Source organism: Candidatus Clostridium radicumherbarum (assembly GCF_045310525.1).
Lineage (GTDB): Bacteria > Bacillota > Clostridia > Clostridiales > Clostridiaceae > Clostridium_AT > Clostridium_AT radicumherbarum.
Map to the genome: position 1 here is coordinate 201,712 of NZ_JBJHZY010000004.1, position 17,509 is coordinate 219,220.

Genomic DNA, 17,509 nt, shown 5'->3' on the forward strand with positions numbered 1-17,509 from the left:
CTATCACATTGAGTACATTTCATTTATTCCCTTAAATTAGTTTTCAGCTAATTCTTTAATTGCTTGAGCATATATTTGTGTCATTTTGACTAAATCATCAATTTCTATATATTCATTTGGTTGATGATCTAGATCTGGTTTCCCGGGGAATATTGGTCCAAATGCTACCATATTAGGCATTTCTTTAGCATAGGTTCCTCCTCCTATAGCTAAAAGTTCTGCCTTTTCTCCAGTTTGCTCTTCATATACCTTAGATAAGATTTTAATTAATTTATGATCTTTGGAGAAATAAAGTGGTTCTTGATGCTCAAATTCACCTATCTCAAAACCTGAAGGTTTCAAAGTTTCATTAAAAGGATTCATCATGTCTTCTAAGGTTTTTGTGACTGGATACCTTAAATTAAGAGATAGAGTAATGTTTTCTAAATCTATGTCTATAGTTCCAACATTAAAGCTTAAGAACCCGGAAACTTCGTCTTGAAGACATACACCAAAGCTTTCCCCTTTAGTTTCCAGACCTATTTTTTCAGCTAAGAATTTAAAGGTTTCTTGGATTTCTCCTGAGCATATATTCTCATCATTTAAGAATAATATTGCCTGCATTATTGCATTCTTACCAACCTCAGGCGTACTTCCATGACCAGAGAGCCCTATTGATTTTAATATAACTGTTTCATCTTTTACCTCATATTTAAAATCAAAATTTTTCTTTTTTCCATATGCTTCTATTTTACTTATTAATTCTTTAGAATCACTTGTATTAATACCAACTTCGCAGTAGTCAGGTACCATATTAGCCCTTTTACCGCCTCTCATATAAGCAATTATGCTATTATCTTTTGCATTTAATTTCTTATTTATGTTAAAAACAGTCAATCCTTTTTCAGCATAAATAATTGGAAAATCCGCATCAGGAGTAAAGCCAATGCTTGGTTTTTCATCATTTTTTAAATAATACTCTACATCTGCGCTTCCAGTCTCTTCGTTGGTGCCAAGTATTATTCTTATTCTCTTCTTTGGCTTGTAACCAGCTTCCTTAAGTGCATACATACCATATAAAGCTGCCATAGTAGGTCCTTTATCATCTAAAGCACCTCTTGCATATATTCTTCCATCGTGAATTTCTGCTGAATAAGGTGGATAGGACCATCCATCCCCCTCAGGAACTACATCTAAATGACCAAGTGCTGCTACTATTTCCTCGCCTTGACCCCATTCAATATATCCAATATAACCATCTAAGTTTTTAGTTTTAAATCCCATGCCTTCGCCAATTTTAAGCATAGATAAAAGAGCATTATTTACTCCCTCACCAAAGGGCATGCCTGGCTTTGCCTCTTCTTGTACGCTTTTAACCATAAGGATTTTTTGTGTATCCTTAATTAAATTTTGCTTAAGTTGAGTAACCTTTTTATTTAACTCCATAATATTACCTCCAAGTAATTTATTATAAATCGGCTTGTTATAACATAATGTATGAAAATATCTTAAACACTATATTATAACTTAACCGTAAATAGGCTTCACTTTAGTGTTTCTTTAATTTTCTTTTAAAGGTATTTAATATATAGGCATATTCTTCTATACCAAATAAATATATAGAAATTAAGTAAATAATTAATCCAGCTGCAAAACAAACAAGCAGTGATATTATACTTCCTTTAAAACTGCTTCCTATCTTTTGCAAAATAGAATTATTAACTAAGAAGATACAGACTCCCATAATTAAGGAAGCTATAGTAATTTTAGCAAAAGATATAAGCATATTCTTTATTCCAATACCCTTCATCTTTTTATTTAAGCTAACTATCAAAATAATAGTAGTTATTATTGCAGAAACAGTGGACGAAAGAGTTAATCCAGCAACCTTCATATTTTTTACTAAAAGAATATTTAAAATTATATTTAGTAATACACCAAATAAACTGTTATACATAGGCGTTTTTGTATCCTGAATAGAATAAAATGCCTTATTTAAAACATCCCTTAAACCATAAGCTATCATAGCAGGAGAATAAAATAAGAATGCAGAAGCAGTTAATGCAACAGCTTTTTCACCGAAGGCACCTCTTTTAAAAATAACGCTTATTATTGGAACTCTCAGAACTGCCATAGCGACTGCAGCTGGTATCATTATTAGGGCAATTATATTTAATGCCTTTAGTAAAGATCGCTTGTATTCTTTCTTGCTATCTTGAAGTGCAAAGGAAGAGAGCACTGGATATATAACAGTTGAAATCGCAACTGCAAACACCTCATAAACAAGGGAGTTTAGTTTATTTGAAAAATCTAAAGCTGAAACTGCGCCTTCGTATATGGTAGTTGCAAAAAACCTATTAATGAAAAGGCTTAATTGTGCGGTAGAAGTACTTATAATTACCGGAATCATTAAAATAAATAGTTTTCTTAAAGCTGGATCCTTGAGATTTACAAAGGGTTTATATCTGTATCCTAGTTTTCTGTACTTAGGCAGGTTTATAACAAGTTGAACAAAAAAACCCACCACAGTTGCAAAGGCAAAGCCAATTATACCATATTTGCCTGCCAAAAAAACTAAATAGGTTATAAATACTATGTTTGAAAACAAAGCCATAGCTGATGGCTCGTAAAATTGATTATGTGCCTGCAACACTCCAGTAACAACACTTTGTATGCTCATAAATATCAAGGATATAAGCATTATTCTTGTGACATCTACTGAAGTATTAAAAATAATGATATTACTTTTGAAACCAGGAGCAAAAAGATATACTATATAATAGGCACAAATTGTACCAATAAATATTAAAATTGCGGTAAAAATCATAGAGACATTTAATACATTATTAGAAAACTTATTAGCTTCTTCTCTTGATTTACCTTCAATAAATTCTGTATGTATTGGAATAAAGGAAGTAGTTAATCCATAACTAATAGTGGTTAAAAGATATACTATTCCTAAAGAAAACATGTATATGTCAGTTGCATAACTTACTCCAAATTTTGCAGCTATTAAAGCATCTCTAACAAATGCCAATATTTTTCCAATAATAATTAAACCCATGATGATTATAGAATTCTTAACTAGCTTATTGCTTTGCATTTTCCTACTCCAGTTTATCTATTGTTTTTGTAATTACTTTTTAATAACTCATCATAAAAATTATAATACTTATGCCAAAACTTTTCTATGGAATAATTGTTAATTACTATTTTATTTAATTCTTTTCCCATTTTAGAGAGCTCATCTTTATTAAGATAAGCTTCCTTCATTTTATTATAAATATCCTCTATTGAATTGGGGTCAATTAAGTATCCCATGTTTTCATTTATTATATCACTTATATCCCCAATGTTAGAACATATTACAGGCTTATTAACTATGCCGCTTTCAAGAACTACTAGTGGCGGCGACCCTCCTTCACTAAAGGAAGGTAATATACTAATGTCGCCTGCATTTAAATAGTCCAAGCTATTATTTTGAAAACCCGTAAAAATAACAGCATCTTGCAGATTTTCCTTTACCGTCACATCTTTTAATTGCTCAAGTAGTGAACCATCACCAATAAGCATAAGTTTAACATTACAAAACTCTAATTTAAGTTTTTTTAAGGCCTTAAGAAGTGAGCTATGATTTTTTATTGGATGCATTCGAGCTACCATTACAAATATAAAATCATTATTTCCAATTTTATATTTCTTTTTCACTTCATCAGAATTTATAGATAATCTATACTTATTTATATCAACACCATTTTCAATAATAACTTTATTTCCTTTAAAGTTATTATTAATAAGCAGCTTTAAAATATAATTAGATACACAAACATAGTTATTAAAGCTTTTTAAACCTAAAGTACTTAAGGGTGTAAAAAAGAGCTGCTTTATTTTACTATTGATAAAATCATACCTGTAATCACTATGAACAGTTACTGCAGCAGGTATTGATATACTTTTTTTTATAAAATAATATAAAAAATTTGCTTTTGCACCATGAAAATTAATTAAATCAATTGAATTGGATTCTATTAAACTTAAAAGTCCGCCTTTAATAATGGCCTTCATACTTAATTTTACAGTTTCAATTCCACTTTCTTTAGAAATTTCATAAAGTGGTCCATCTCCAATACAACATAGACAATTTTCAAACATATTACTTGGTGCTTTGCAAATATTTAGCACATAAGCTGCCCCTCCACCATAGTCATTACCAGAAATTAGGTGTAAAACCTTAATTTTAATCATCTCCTAAAAAATAAAGCAGGGATACCCTACCTATTAAAATGCTCCTTCTTTCTTTAAAACATTTTTAAAAGTCTTAAATATTATTTTAAAATCATAGAGCAAGGAAAAATCCTTAATATAAGATAAATCATAAAATACTGTTCTTCCTAGTTCTATTTCTCCCCTTCCACTTACTTGAGCTAGGCCAGTAATACCAGGTTTAACTAATAGTCTTTGCCTATAGCTTTCAGGGTATAGTTTAACTACATCTGGAATTTCAGGTCTTGGACCTACCAAACTCATATTACCTACTAATACATTAAATAGCTGAGGTATTTCATCTAAGCTGCTTTCTCTTAAAAAGCTGCCAACCTTTGTAATTCTATCATCAGTTTTACTTTGAAACACGAAATTCTCTATATTCTCAGGATCTATTTCCAAAGATCTTTTACTTTCAGCATTGACAATCATAGTTCTAAATTTATATATAGTAAATGGAACTTCATCTTTGCCTATTCTAGTTTGTTTAAAAATTACAGGACCTTTAGAATCCAGCTTTATGGCAATTATTATAGCTAAATATACAGGAGATAATAAAATAATACCAATGATTGAAAGTATAAAATCAATTACTCTCTTGACAGCAAACTTGAAGCCTTTATTTATTATATCCTTTTTTACATCTATATTTACTGAAATATCTTCCATATAGTTCTCCTTCTTAAGTATCGCTTTTAATTATAATTCATAACTAATATTTTAAATATCCATTTTTAATATTATATTGATATGATTCCGCAGCTGCTAAAAGAATCCAAAAAAATGCTATAACTTTAGGTGCTGAAAAGAAGTTATCAATAGAATTCATAAAGATAAATGCTATTATAGATGCAGTAAAGCCTTTATAAAAATATTTGTAAAATTTATCTTCAACCTTAGAAGAGAACTTAATAATTTTTGCAACTGATGATATAAGCATACCTACTAAGGAAAACAGCCCAAAAATTCCAAGTTCACTTTGTGCTTTTAGGAAAATGCTATGTGGATGAAAATTATCACGAGCATAATATTCAATGTTCTTTACATACTTAGTGTACATCGGATAATAAGTTCTATAATTTCCGTTGCCTACTCCTAGAATTGGATGATCCTTTATTATGTATAGTGCTATTTCCCAAAGCTTTATTCTGCCTGGATCTTGAAATTTACTTCCTAAAGCCTTTATTATATTAAAAGTTTGAGGTACAAGTAATGATATGCCTGTGCCCGCTAATAAAATATAGATAATCTTGTAGTTATACATAATTATTAATAAAAGGATTCCGATAATTAATGCTAAAATAGCATTTCTTGATCCAGAAATAATTATATTAAACACTGATATTAAAGTAAATAAAAAATACATACTTTTTTTCAGCTTGTTATTTTCCTTAATAAACAATACTAATAAAGGGAAGAAAATTAAAATGAAAAATACTCCTAAATTATTGGCATTTTCTAAAGTGGAGGATACTCTAATTAAATTAATAAATCTAGTGGCACTTGAGGAACTAATTCCAAATCCTTCAAAGGATTCAATAATTCCTATAGTACCAATAAGCATTGATACAAATATATATAATTTCAATATGTTATCCAATACTTTCTTTTCAGTAATATCATATTTGATAATATAAAAGAGCACTGCATAGGTTGTAAATCTTATGGTTTCGCTTAAAGCTAAAGTTTTATCCTTAGCATAAAGTACAGAAACATACATCATTGCAATCCACAAAAAGATAAAAATGTTGAGATAATCTTTAAAAAAGTTTCTTAATCCATTAATGAATCTTGTTCTGCTTTCTCTATCAATTAAAATTTTCAGTAAGTAAAGCAATATTAACAGTGCTAATATGCTGTCACCATCAAGTGGAATCCCCTTAAATTTAAATTTACTAGGTAATAAAGGTAATGCTATAACGTAAAGATATAAAATATAAATAAACACTTTTCTCAATTTATCCATAAGAAAACTCCAATCTTGTGAAATCAATAATATTAATAGTTAACCGCCTTAGCAGTATCGTAAGCTTTTTAGAATTAATCATTTTCTTCATTGAATTTTTAATTTATATTATTATGTTAATTTGATTTTGCGTATTCTTCGTCATTAATGTCTTTGTACATATTTATAAATGCCGGTTCTAAAATCTTCCAGTTATACTTTTTCTTTGCACTTCTATACCCATTTTGACCAATTTCTAATAAATCCTGAGAGTTATTAGCTATATTTTCTATTGCTCTAGCAATGGAATGAGTGTCCTCTGGATTAACTAATACACCACAGTTAGACTCATTAACAATAGCACGCATCATAGGAAAATCACTAGCAATTACTGGTACTCTATTTTGCATATACTCAAATAATTTAATAGGCTCAGAATTAACATATCTCCAATTTGTAGACCTAAGTAATACAAAACCTGCTGAGGCATCTTCTAAATATTTTGCCACCTCAGGGTGTGGTATTTTTCCAGTAAAAATTATATCTTTATTACGTAAATTCTTATTAATATAAGCAAACACTTTATTCTTAAATTCTTCGCTCCAAAATTGTCCTACAAAAATATATTTATAATTTCCATTTACTAGTTTAATACTTTTTAATATATTCAATATTCCTCTTTCTTCACTTAGACCTCCAACGTAAACAAAAGTTGGTATTTTGTTAAATACTTTTTTCCTAACTTTCTCAGAAAAAACTGGATAATTAGGCAAAAGTACTACATTCTTACTATATCTTTTAAATTTATTTACTAATAAATTATTAACAGTAATTACACAATCTGCTTTCTCAGCTAAATGTTTTTCATAATTATATATACATTTCTCAGCTAGTTTTTTGCCTACTGGAAAATGCTCAGAAAAACTTTCAGGATAATATTCATGGGAATCGTAAATTATTTTTGCCCCAGTTTTTTCTTTTAACTTTATAGCTACTCCTAGTGAATCGGGTTCATGAGCATGATATACATCTGCTTGTATACCCTTAGCTAATTCAAGCATATCTTTCATAGGTCTAATTCTATCGAACCAGTATTTTCTCTTTTTAAAAGATAAAACTTTAATTCCATCCCTGGTAGTGAAATTTCTTTCACCAGGTGCAATCAAATAAATTTCATTATAATACTTTTTTAAGGATAGTATTTCTTTATAATATATCCTGCTGTCATAGACATTGTGCCCTGAAGTTAACATACAAATTTTCATTTATTCTCACCAACCATATCATTTTATAAGCCTTAATTGTAAATTCCTTATGAACTTACTTCCTTAAAGCTTTAACAAATTCTTATCAAATGAACAATGACTTACAGATAAATTATAAAAAGTTTATATGACAGTTAGATGTTCATTTAGATAATAATTTATGAACAAATGATATAATGTTTACAGTTTGTTCATATTTTGTGAGAATAAATTATCTTGAGGTCTTTGTGTTTTTTTCAATTACCTTCTTTGATTTTAATACATAAAAATTAAATAAGCCATTTATAAATCCCACTCCATAGCTTAAATGTAAAATGAGAAAGGCAGTACTTATGTATTTGATTAGTTTATACTCCTTTTTTGACGCTTTTGCTGCACATATAATATTGCATATAAAATATATTATTAATTCTGTAATCCAAAGATATAAAATATTTTTACTGAAAAAGCTTAATAGAAACCCTAGAACATTAACAATAGTAAATATCATAGGAACAAGATGTCTAAGAGCTGCCGTCCTTCCGTGTTTTTGCATTACTCTTACCTTCCAAAAGCCATATTGATAATACTGCTTCCATAACTTGCTCAAGGAAGCTCTGCTATAATATCTAGATTTAATTTTTGGTGACAAGAGTATTTTATATCCTGCTTTAATAACTCTAAAATTTAGCTCGTCATCTTGATTTCTTACCAACTCATCATCGAAATACCCAATTTCTTCTAAAACTTCTCTTCTATATGCACCAAAAGCAACTGTATCCACATATGTTTCTTTATTTGCATATCTAAAAAGTGCATTGCCTACTCCAAAGGGAGAGCTCATAGCATATGCAATAGCCTTTCCTTTATCACTGTTATTAATTGTCTCTAATAACCCGCCAGCACAGCCTATAGTTTTATCTCTTAATACCTCAATATTGTTTTTAACAAAATCAACATGTGCATTTGCATGGGCACCGAAAATAATAATATATTCCGAATTACTTTGGCTTATACCAAGATTCATTGCCTTTGGTGCTGTTAATCCAAAATTATCTAATAATTTTATATTATTATAATTAGCTTGATAGGTATTAACTATATCCCTTGTTCCATCTGTAGACATTCCATCACAGACGAAAACCTCAAGTAATTCCTTAGGATAAGATTGATTTATAAAGGAATCTAAGCAATTAGCTATATACTTCTCTTCATTTCTGCAGGGTATAACTATAGTGACTTTGCCATTATTAATTAACTTATTCATTTTTCACTCCTTAATAATTCAGCAAATTTATAATCACAATTTTCATGCTAAGCATTATTTTTGTATATATAATTATTATTACTAATTTCAATCATAGCAAAGACTAACCATAAAATTAGATTATTAGTAATTACACCTTTGTGATTAAATTCAAATCCTGTAAGTATAGTAAAAACTAAAAACATTGTTAAGGAGATAAAACTTGCCCTATTTATAGAATAATTTTTTAAAGTAGCGTGAACCCTATTTATAAAAATTAATAAATAAACTACTAAACATATAATACCAAATTCTACTCCAATTTGTAACCATAGATTATGTGCATTTTCTAAAGCATAGGTTGCAACATGGATGCTGCTCCTTAACCCCTCTGGCATAAGCATATAACCTGCATCTAAATACCTTTTATACATATCAGCATATGTTGCTGCGCCAGTTCCAAATGGATAATCCATCATAATTCTAATGCTTGTAAAAATAGACTGTACTCTGGCTATTGCTGATTCGTCAGTTAAAATACTAGTACTTGTTCCTCTACTTAATATAAACGAAATTAATGGTTTTGCAATGACAATAAATATTATGCCTAAACCATATATAAATTTTCTATATTTTTTACTAAGTAAAATTAAAAATATTACAAGTAAAAATGCAAGCCAAGCCCCTCTTGTATAAGTTAAGAATAATGCTATCATGCTTACAACTAGTGCAAAACTTAAAAATGTCTTCTCTCTTTTAGTCTTCTTTTCATAAAGTATAGCCTGTAGTAAATATGGCATTATCATCATTAGAATACATGCAAAGATATTAATATTGTGATAACCAAAAGTTAAATATTCCCTATTGCTGCTTATTGCATTAAGTGGTATATGATATAAAAATATTTGTAGAAAACCGTAGAGACAGCTAAAGCTAATACTAATTATTAAAGCATACGCAATCTTTTTAATATCATCTTTTTCAAAATTAGCTATTACAGTGAACATAAACATAATTGGTATAATTATTGAAATAAAAATTTCAGTTATGCTGCTGTATACATTAATAGAAAATATAGAACTGTTATAAGCAAAAATAACTAAAGTAACTAAAAGCATTACAAATTTAAATGCTTTACTCTTTTTGTCCTTTGTATATTCCTTAAATAAAGAATTCACCTTTTTAATATTACAAGAAAACAATATTGTAATAAAAATTGTTTCATATGTTACTTTGAAAAATAAAAAATCAAAGTAACATATTTTTCTAGCAGTAGCCATTATTGGAAAAGATATTATGAAAAGTAATATGGATAATTTTATATCAAACTTTATTAGATAAATCTCTATTAGAAGTAACCAGGTTGCTAGGAAAAACATACCAGCATCTTTTATTCCTAATTCTTTGAAAAATAATAAACTTAATACCACAGAAATTATCCCAAAAATTGAAAACAATATATATTGCTTTCTGTTAAAAAATTTTAAATTCATGCCCTGCACCTTCCATATTGCTTGATTTCTTCATTTAGTGGACTATTTGTTAATTTTATATTTGTTAAAGTCCAGCCCATCAGCCTTTTCTATAAAGTTAACATAGCCTGCATAATTTGAATTTAAGGTATTGATTACATCATCTATTTTTTCTTTTCCTTCAATTGCATCTACAAGTAATTTCCTTGTCATTTCTGGGTTGTAATTAGTATAATTAGTTGGATCTAGAGTCTCATGTGAAAAGTTGCTTGCATTATTATATTCACCATACAAGCCACCTGAAGTTCCTTTATTATTAAAATTCGATGGCAGTACAATGCCAGTTTTATATAATTCATTGTTTACATCTTCACTGAGAAGCCATTCATAAACTTTTTTAACAGCCTCTTTATTAGTAATATTTTTATTTACTACTAAAGCGGAATAATTTTCTGTATAAAAGTAGTTTTCTGTATCGCTTAGTTTTAATTTAGGTAAATTATCTACACCAGTAGAAAAGTTCAATGGTACTATATTCGTATAATAGGTTTTATCTTCATATGTACTTATAGTCATAGCTGTTTTTTTCTCATAGAAGTCTTTTCTTACATCTTCGGTAGAATTTTTATCCAAGCTGTTTATAGTTAGTCCATTATTATAAATATAATTAAATTTTGATAATATATCTTTGGCGTAGGAAAAATCATATTTCCCATCCTTGTAATTCCAAAAGGTCGTATAAATAGGACCTTGATTTGCTGCAATTTCACCTATTGAAGATTTTAGCTCACCCCAAGTTGAGGCTGGAAATTCAAATGGAACTATACCGGGACACTTTTCCTTAATTAATTGTGAATACTTAATTAAATCATCCCATGTTTTAGGAGGCTTATTAGGATCAAGACCTGCTTCCTTAAAAATATCCTTATTCCATATTAATTTAACGTCATTACCTAAGACCTTTACGCCATATGGCTTACCTTCAAAATTTAATAAATTATCTCTGTTAATCAAAGACTTGTCTAATCCTAAATCGTCAATATTTAATAGATTAGAATTTTTTAATAATTCATAATATCCATACTGAAATATATCAACTTTTTTGTCTGAAGCTAAAGCCATTCTTAGATAGTTAAAATAATCGTTAGTATTATACACCTTAAGATCTATATAAATATCCTTATTAGCTTTATTAAATTTATCCACTTGATATTCTCTAGTCTTGCTGTCTGCGCCATCTCTAATCCAAATAGTTACTATCTGCTTATTCTTCATTTCATCAGGAATTACTGCTTTGATTTTTTCATCATTTGTAATTTTTATTTTTAAGAAAATAGAAACAGTTAAAAGAAGAACTACAACAATTAGGTATGGTACATATTTTGACAGATTCTTTTTCATATGTTGCCTCCACTGCTATTGGTTTTTTAATAGTTGATCTTCTGGTACATTTCTTAATTCCTTAGCAGGATTACCAGCTACTATCTTTTCAGCATTAACATCTCTAGTAACAACACTGCCAGCTGCCACAAAACCATCATTTTCAATAATCCTTCCGGGTAGTATAGTAGCTTGTGCTCCAATTCTGCCACCTGTTTTAACTGTTACCCCTTTAAAATGATTATATCTTTCTTTTGAGCGAGCGGCGAAATTATCATTTGATGTAACAACTCCTGGAGCAATAAATACATTATTTTCTATGGTTGAGTATGCAGTAATATAAGCATTTGTTTCTATTTTGCAATTATTGCCTATGTTTGTAAAGTTCTCTATAGCTGCACCTCTTCCAATTATATTTTTCTCACCAATTTTTACATTTTCCCTTACTGTAGAAAGGTCAGCAACCAAAGTTTTGATACCTATTTCACAGCCAGCATATATAATTACTCCAGCACCTATTAAGCAGTCATCTCCGATTAGGGCAGGGTTAAGCTTTTCATCATTTTTAAAAATGCTGTTTACAGATCTCATTGGAAGCTTTCCTATAATTGTATTATCATCTATTCTTACATTGTTTCCTATCACAGAATTTTCATGTATTATAACTCCACTGCCTATAATACAATTATCTCCAATCTTTACATTGTCATGAATAACCGTAAAATGTCCGAATTTAATATTTTCTCCTAATATGGCATTATCAGATATATAATTCATTTGCTTCACTCCTTAATAACAGAAACTCTTAAACTTTTATGCAAAATACCTAATGTCAACTTAATTTATTATAAAATAATCAAAATGTATATGAGTCAAGATTTATTTACTTCTTACTTGTTTCATTTCTATAGAAGAGAACTTTTCAAGTGGAAACTTTACAGGAAGTCCTGTTAATCTTGATTTATAAGCTGCCAATATTATAGACATAGCTTTTTTACCTTCCTCTCCATTAATTAAAGGTTCGGTATTATTATTTACTGCATTTATAACATCTGCAAATAAAGGAGAATGACCATAACCATAAACAGTGTCAGGATCAACATCCTGGGCCTTTATAATTTCTTCTTCATTGTCTCTACCATCCGCGAATCTCCAAGTTTCGATTTTATTAACTGCGAGTCCTCCAATGCAGACTGTTCCACTTTCACCAAATATACTTAAGGTCTCTTCTAAGTTTTTGGGATAAACGCAAGCACTTCCTTCTACAATTCCTATAGCTCCATTTCTAAATCTTATTATTATTGCTCCAAAGTCCTCTCCTTCAATGTCTCTTAAATATGTATCGCACTGAGAATAGACTGTATCTATTTCTCCGCCAAGCATCCATTGAAGTAAATCAATATTATGTATACACTGATTCATAAGGGTACCGCCATCTAATTCCCACGTACCTCTCCAAGGAGCCTGTGTATAATAACTCATATTTCTATTCCAAAGAATTCTCGCAGTACCATTTATAAGTTTTCCAAATCTATTTTCTTCTATAGCTCCTCTAAGTTGCTCCACAGGTAAATTAAATCTATTCTGATGACATACAGCAAGTTTTACATTATATTTTCTTGAGGTTTCAATCATTTTATCTGCGTCTTCTATAGATAATGCCATTGGTTTTTCGCAGATTACATGCTTACCCTTTTCCATACAATAAATAGCAATTTCTGGATGATATCCACTTTCAGTAGCAATAGTAACAATATCAATTTGTTCCTCTTCAAGCATCTTTTTGTAATCTTCATATACTTTAACTTGATTTTCTACATTAGCCTTCTCATATTCGTTTTTTCTTGTTTCAGCATTAGCCTTAACAACATCACATACTGCCACGAGTGTAGCACTCTCTCTATTTCTTAGTAAAGCTTCAACATGTTTATAAGATATTCTTCCACAACCAATTATTGCAAATCTTAACTTTTTCATTTAATAAGCACTCCTTTATTTTAAAAAATATACTACTTTCTCTTTCTTAAAGCTATGAGCGATTCCAGTTCCTTTACCTTTAGGATATACAACGCTGCAATATATACAGCAATTCCTATAATTGCCTCAATAGTTATCTTAATAGCCAATACAAGGCTACCTTCATTATTAAATAATACCCCTAAATATTTATAGGTTAAACCAACAATGGCACCCATTATTCCTCCAGCTATTAAAGCTTTTAAAAGTACTTTAATAAAGGCATTAAATCTTAAATCCTTTAACTTATATTTTAATTCAAATATCATTACAGTTGCAATTATACTAGCTGATGTAGTTGTAGCAGTAGACAACCCGCTTATTCCCATTCTAGGTACCAAAATAACAATAAATAATATATTTAAGCCTACAGTAATAATTCCATTTATCATAGGTGTTACTGTATCCTTAACGGAGAAAAACACCTTCCCTAATATGTCTATAAGGGAATAACCTAAGGTTCCAAGGGCTAATACCCTTAAACATAATGCTGTTACTACAGTATCACTGCTATTAAATTTGCCATGCTGCAGCAACAACCTAACAAGTGGGGTGCTAAGTATTATCATACCTATAATTAAAGGTATAGCTATTATAACAACTATATTTAAAGATTTTATGATTAAATCCTTAAAATCCTCTTTACTGCCTAAAGCATACTTTTCAGTTAACATAGGATAAAATATTGTAGTAATTGAAACTATAAAAACTTGATTTATAATAGTGCTAACTTTGCTAGCATAATCAATAATTGACATGCTGCCGCGAGCTAAGTTTGATGCAAAGGTACTATCAACTATTACATTAACCTGCGATACTGCACTGCTGATAATAATTGGAACAGATAATAAAAGCATTTTTTTTACATTTTCATCATGAAAATTTATATAAAATTTAAATTTATAGTTTTTCATAAAAGGTAATTGAAAAATAACTTGAGCAACTGCTCCTAAAAAAAATCCTATAACTGCTGCTGCAATACCAAACTTACCTACAAACATCATACCTATTATCATAATAATAGAGGATATAATACTAGTTAATGCAGGCTGCAGAAAAATTCCATATGAATTAAGATATCCCTGCTGCAAACCGCTTAAAGCTAAAAAAATGATTGAAGGCATTGAAATCCGTGTCATATTATATGTTCTTATAAAATCTGCATTATTAAAGCCTGAAACAAAAAGCTTTGTAATCTGTGGAGTAAATACCATTCCTATAATTGATAAAATTGCACATAATAAAAATAGTACATTAAAGATATTATTAAAAAATAAGTTCGCTTTTTTTTCATCATTCTTAAAGGATGAAAAAATAGGAATAAAACTTGTTAAAAGTGCTGCGGCAACAACGCTGTAAAACAAGTTAGGTATCCTTGTTGCAGTTTTAAAAATATCTGATTCCCTACTTGCCCCAAATTGAGTTGCAACAAGCATTTCTCGAACAAAGCCAACGACCTTGCTTAAGATAAGAATCAATGAAATCATGGCGCTGTATTTCGCCAAATTTTTAGTACTTATTTTAGCCATAGTTTCCCCCACGCATAGTTACTCTACAGAGTTGAAAAGTCTATATAATTCTTCTTTCTGTTTTTTTAATCGATTTTCTAAATCTTTATAATTTACAAATTCGCCTTCATTTGCTTTTATATAATTTAGCATTTTTTCATACACATCTCTATAATTTCTATAATTGTATACATCTTCATGCCAAAGAACTGAGGATGTTCCTCTGTTTCTTTTGACTTGATCTATTATATATTTAATTTCATTCCACTTTTCTTCTGAAGTCATTGGTTTCTCCATAATAGATACATCCATTATAGAAAGAGGAATTTCATAAATATTAATTACTTCATTATTTTTAAGATTATAAGGTAAAAATGCTTTTGTAGTACCAGCTCTAAAGCCATTACTATCTGCATAGCCTAATGTAGTATCAAATTTTAACCCAGAATTCTTTAGTATATCCCAGGTTTCAGGCACCTTAAATCTCAAGTAATGATTTCTGCAGCTTAAAATTTTAACATCAGCATATTTTTCGATTGCGTTTATTTCTTCTCTTATTTTATCTTTGTCATCATAGGAAAAGAAATTAGTGTGAAGCCCAATGATAAAATCCTTGCTTTCCTTTATTTTTTCAAGCTCTGACCTTACTTTACTTAGTTTATATCTGCTCCCATATCTATGTTTTTTTCCTTGAATAAAATAGAATTCTGATTTTGCGCCATAACTACTCTCAAGTTCCATATATTTTAAAATGTTTTTATATCTATTAAATAAACATTCCTGCAGAAGAGTAGTAAATTTCATAAAAAATGGCTTATTCTTTTTTGAAATCAGGTTCTTAAAATTATGCAAAAAAACATATCGATTTCTACTATCTGCATTATCAATATCATGTGTAAGATATATTTCAAAGCCATTTCTTTTTAAAGTCAAATTTGGATTAAGTTTTATAAGTGCTTTATATAAAATGGCAGAATTTATATCAAAGAATGGTGTTTTTATTGAATCCTTCTTTTCACTGAACTCTGCTAAAAATCGATTAATTCTATCTCTTTTCATGCATACATATTCTTCTTCACAACTAATAAAATAAATCGAGCTTAAAAATATGTCATAGTTAAAAAAAATGACATTATCTTTCTTTATAAAAGGAATTTCGCATTTTTCCTCAAAACTTGCAAAAGTATCCTCCTCATAATTATGTAAATAAAGCCTTTTAGGTTCACTTTCTTTTAGAACTGGTATTATTATTCCATTTCTTGCTTGAATATTAGCACCATAATAAATGTTAATAGCATCTTCTATAAAATCATAGGAAACTTGGACTTCATCAAATATATTTTCTACCAAATAATAAAAAGTATATATTATTTTTCTTTTATCCTTCAGATTTTTATCTATCACTAAGTTTATCACTTTTCTACACCTTAAATACTTTCCTTATTAATTCTCTATTTTTTTTTGCCACGTAGAAAAACATTTCTGTGATTATATCACTTCTATAAACATTATGAATAATTGTTTGAGTTCCACCAAACTCTCTAAATCCTTTTTCGATATTTTGTATCATTGAGCCTTCAAAATCAAAGGTTTTTGATACTTTTGATGCAAATTTAATTGCTTCCCAAATTAGTAATTTCTGCACTCCAGTGTTTCTATATTCTGGATCTGCCCCACCCATTAAGTAATAGGTACAATTTCTATCATATATCAAATACACTGCCGCTATCAGCTTATTAGATTCATCTTTAGCAAAAAGTATTTTTCTGCTTTTTTTCTCATCCATAATTTTATCAAGCTTTGTTAAGAATTCTAAACTATAAGGTATTTCTATATTTTGTCTTTCAAATGTTTTTTTATTTATTTCATAAAATTCATCAATTGAATTATTTTCTATAATGCTAATATTATTTTTTATAGCTTTTTTGATTTCATATTTCAAATCATTATCAAATCCACTATAAACTTTATCTAAATCTGTTAAATCCTCAATTAAATATGTGTATTTTATGTTAACCTTAAATTTATTCCAAAGTAAAGGTAGAAAATTAGTAAAGTTTTTACTAAAGCTATAATCAAATAATTTAAATTTAGGCAGATTCTTAATCAAGGCCTCTATTATGTCCATTTGTTTAGAAATACTATTGCAATACTTGGAGCCCTTATCTGCATTAAGTATAATCCCAAGCTTTTGAGTCAATTTCGGATTTCTATAGAACTTACCATATATACTAGGTAAAGCAATTCCACCAATTATTTTATTATTTTGCCTACATACTAATATTTTAAATTCATCTGAAACAGCTTTTAGCCAGTAACTCTTACTAAATATTGATCCTTGTGGAGAATTTTCCACAAACTCATCCCAAGCCACAAATTCATCCTCTTTCAAAAATCTTATGTCAGCCTCTTTTAACATAATTACGCTCCAATTACAGGTTTAATTTTGTTTCTAC

General features: G+C 29.0%; 14 protein-coding genes. All 14 read right to left on the minus strand.

Annotation, left to right across the window (positions count from 1 at the left end):
• Positions 1-36 precede the first annotated feature (36 nt).
• Positions 37-1,425, minus strand: coding sequence for a dipeptidase PepV (pepV, locus tag ACJDUH_RS16990; RefSeq protein ID WP_406766400.1), 1,389 nt, complete (start codon positions 1,423-1,425; stop codon positions 37-39).
• Between the two features lie 103 nt (positions 1,426-1,528).
• On the minus strand, positions 1,529-3,082 hold the full coding sequence (gene murJ / locus ACJDUH_RS16995) for a murein biosynthesis integral membrane protein MurJ (protein ID WP_406766401.1): 1,554 nt from the start codon (positions 3,080-3,082) through the stop codon (positions 1,529-1,531).
• Positions 3,083-3,096: 14 nt separating this feature from the next.
• Positions 3,097-4,224 (minus strand): glycosyltransferase family 4 protein, encoded by a 1,128-nt coding sequence (locus ACJDUH_RS17000; RefSeq protein ID WP_406766402.1) that lies wholly within the window; start codon positions 4,222-4,224, stop codon positions 3,097-3,099.
• A gap of 33 nt (positions 4,225-4,257) precedes the next feature.
• On the minus strand, positions 4,258-4,911 hold the full coding sequence (locus ACJDUH_RS17005) for a sugar transferase (RefSeq protein WP_406766403.1): 654 nt from the start codon (positions 4,909-4,911) through the stop codon (positions 4,258-4,260).
• A 43-nt stretch (positions 4,912-4,954) separates the two neighbouring features.
• The gene (locus ACJDUH_RS17010; RefSeq protein WP_406766404.1) at positions 4,955-6,208 is read right to left on the minus strand and encodes an O-antigen ligase family protein; all 1,254 of its coding nucleotides are present in this window, start codon (positions 6,206-6,208) and stop codon (positions 4,955-4,957) included.
• 116 nt (positions 6,209-6,324) lie between these two features.
• Entirely contained in the window at positions 6,325-7,452 is a 1,128-nt protein-coding gene (locus tag ACJDUH_RS17015) for a glycosyltransferase family 4 protein (protein WP_406766405.1), read from the minus strand.
• A gap of 211 nt (positions 7,453-7,663) precedes the next feature.
• Positions 7,664-8,698, minus strand: coding sequence for a glycosyltransferase family 2 protein (locus ACJDUH_RS17020; protein WP_406766406.1), 1,035 nt, complete (start codon positions 8,696-8,698; stop codon positions 7,664-7,666).
• Positions 8,699-8,745: 47 nt separating this feature from the next.
• Positions 8,746-10,170 carry an O-antigen ligase family protein gene (locus ACJDUH_RS17025; protein ID WP_406766407.1) on the minus strand — a complete coding sequence of 475 codons (1,425 nt, stop codon included), beginning with the start codon at positions 10,168-10,170 and terminating at the stop codon, positions 8,746-8,748.
• Between the two features lie 42 nt (positions 10,171-10,212).
• Positions 10,213-11,550, minus strand: a complete 1,338-nt coding sequence (locus ACJDUH_RS17030; RefSeq protein ID WP_406766408.1) for an ABC transporter substrate-binding protein — start codon at positions 11,548-11,550, stop codon at positions 10,213-10,215.
• Positions 11,551-11,565: 15 nt separating this feature from the next.
• Entirely contained in the window at positions 11,566-12,306 is a 741-nt protein-coding gene (locus ACJDUH_RS17035; protein ID WP_406766409.1) for an acyltransferase, read from the minus strand.
• A gap of 102 nt (positions 12,307-12,408) precedes the next feature.
• Positions 12,409-13,506, minus strand: coding sequence for a Gfo/Idh/MocA family protein (locus tag ACJDUH_RS17040; RefSeq protein WP_406766410.1), 1,098 nt, complete (start codon positions 13,504-13,506; stop codon positions 12,409-12,411).
• Between the two features lie 32 nt (positions 13,507-13,538).
• Positions 13,539-15,074 (minus strand): murein biosynthesis integral membrane protein MurJ, encoded by a 1,536-nt coding sequence (gene murJ, locus ACJDUH_RS17045; RefSeq protein WP_406766411.1) that lies wholly within the window; start codon positions 15,072-15,074, stop codon positions 13,539-13,541.
• Between the two features lie 18 nt (positions 15,075-15,092).
• Entirely contained in the window at positions 15,093-16,469 is a 1,377-nt protein-coding gene (locus tag ACJDUH_RS17050) for a polysaccharide deacetylase family protein (protein ID WP_406766412.1), read from the minus strand.
• A 4-nt stretch (positions 16,470-16,473) separates the two neighbouring features.
• Positions 16,474-17,472 (minus strand): GNAT family N-acetyltransferase, encoded by a 999-nt coding sequence (locus ACJDUH_RS17055; protein WP_406766413.1) that lies wholly within the window; start codon positions 17,470-17,472, stop codon positions 16,474-16,476.
• Between the last annotated feature and the right edge of the window lie 37 nt (positions 17,473-17,509).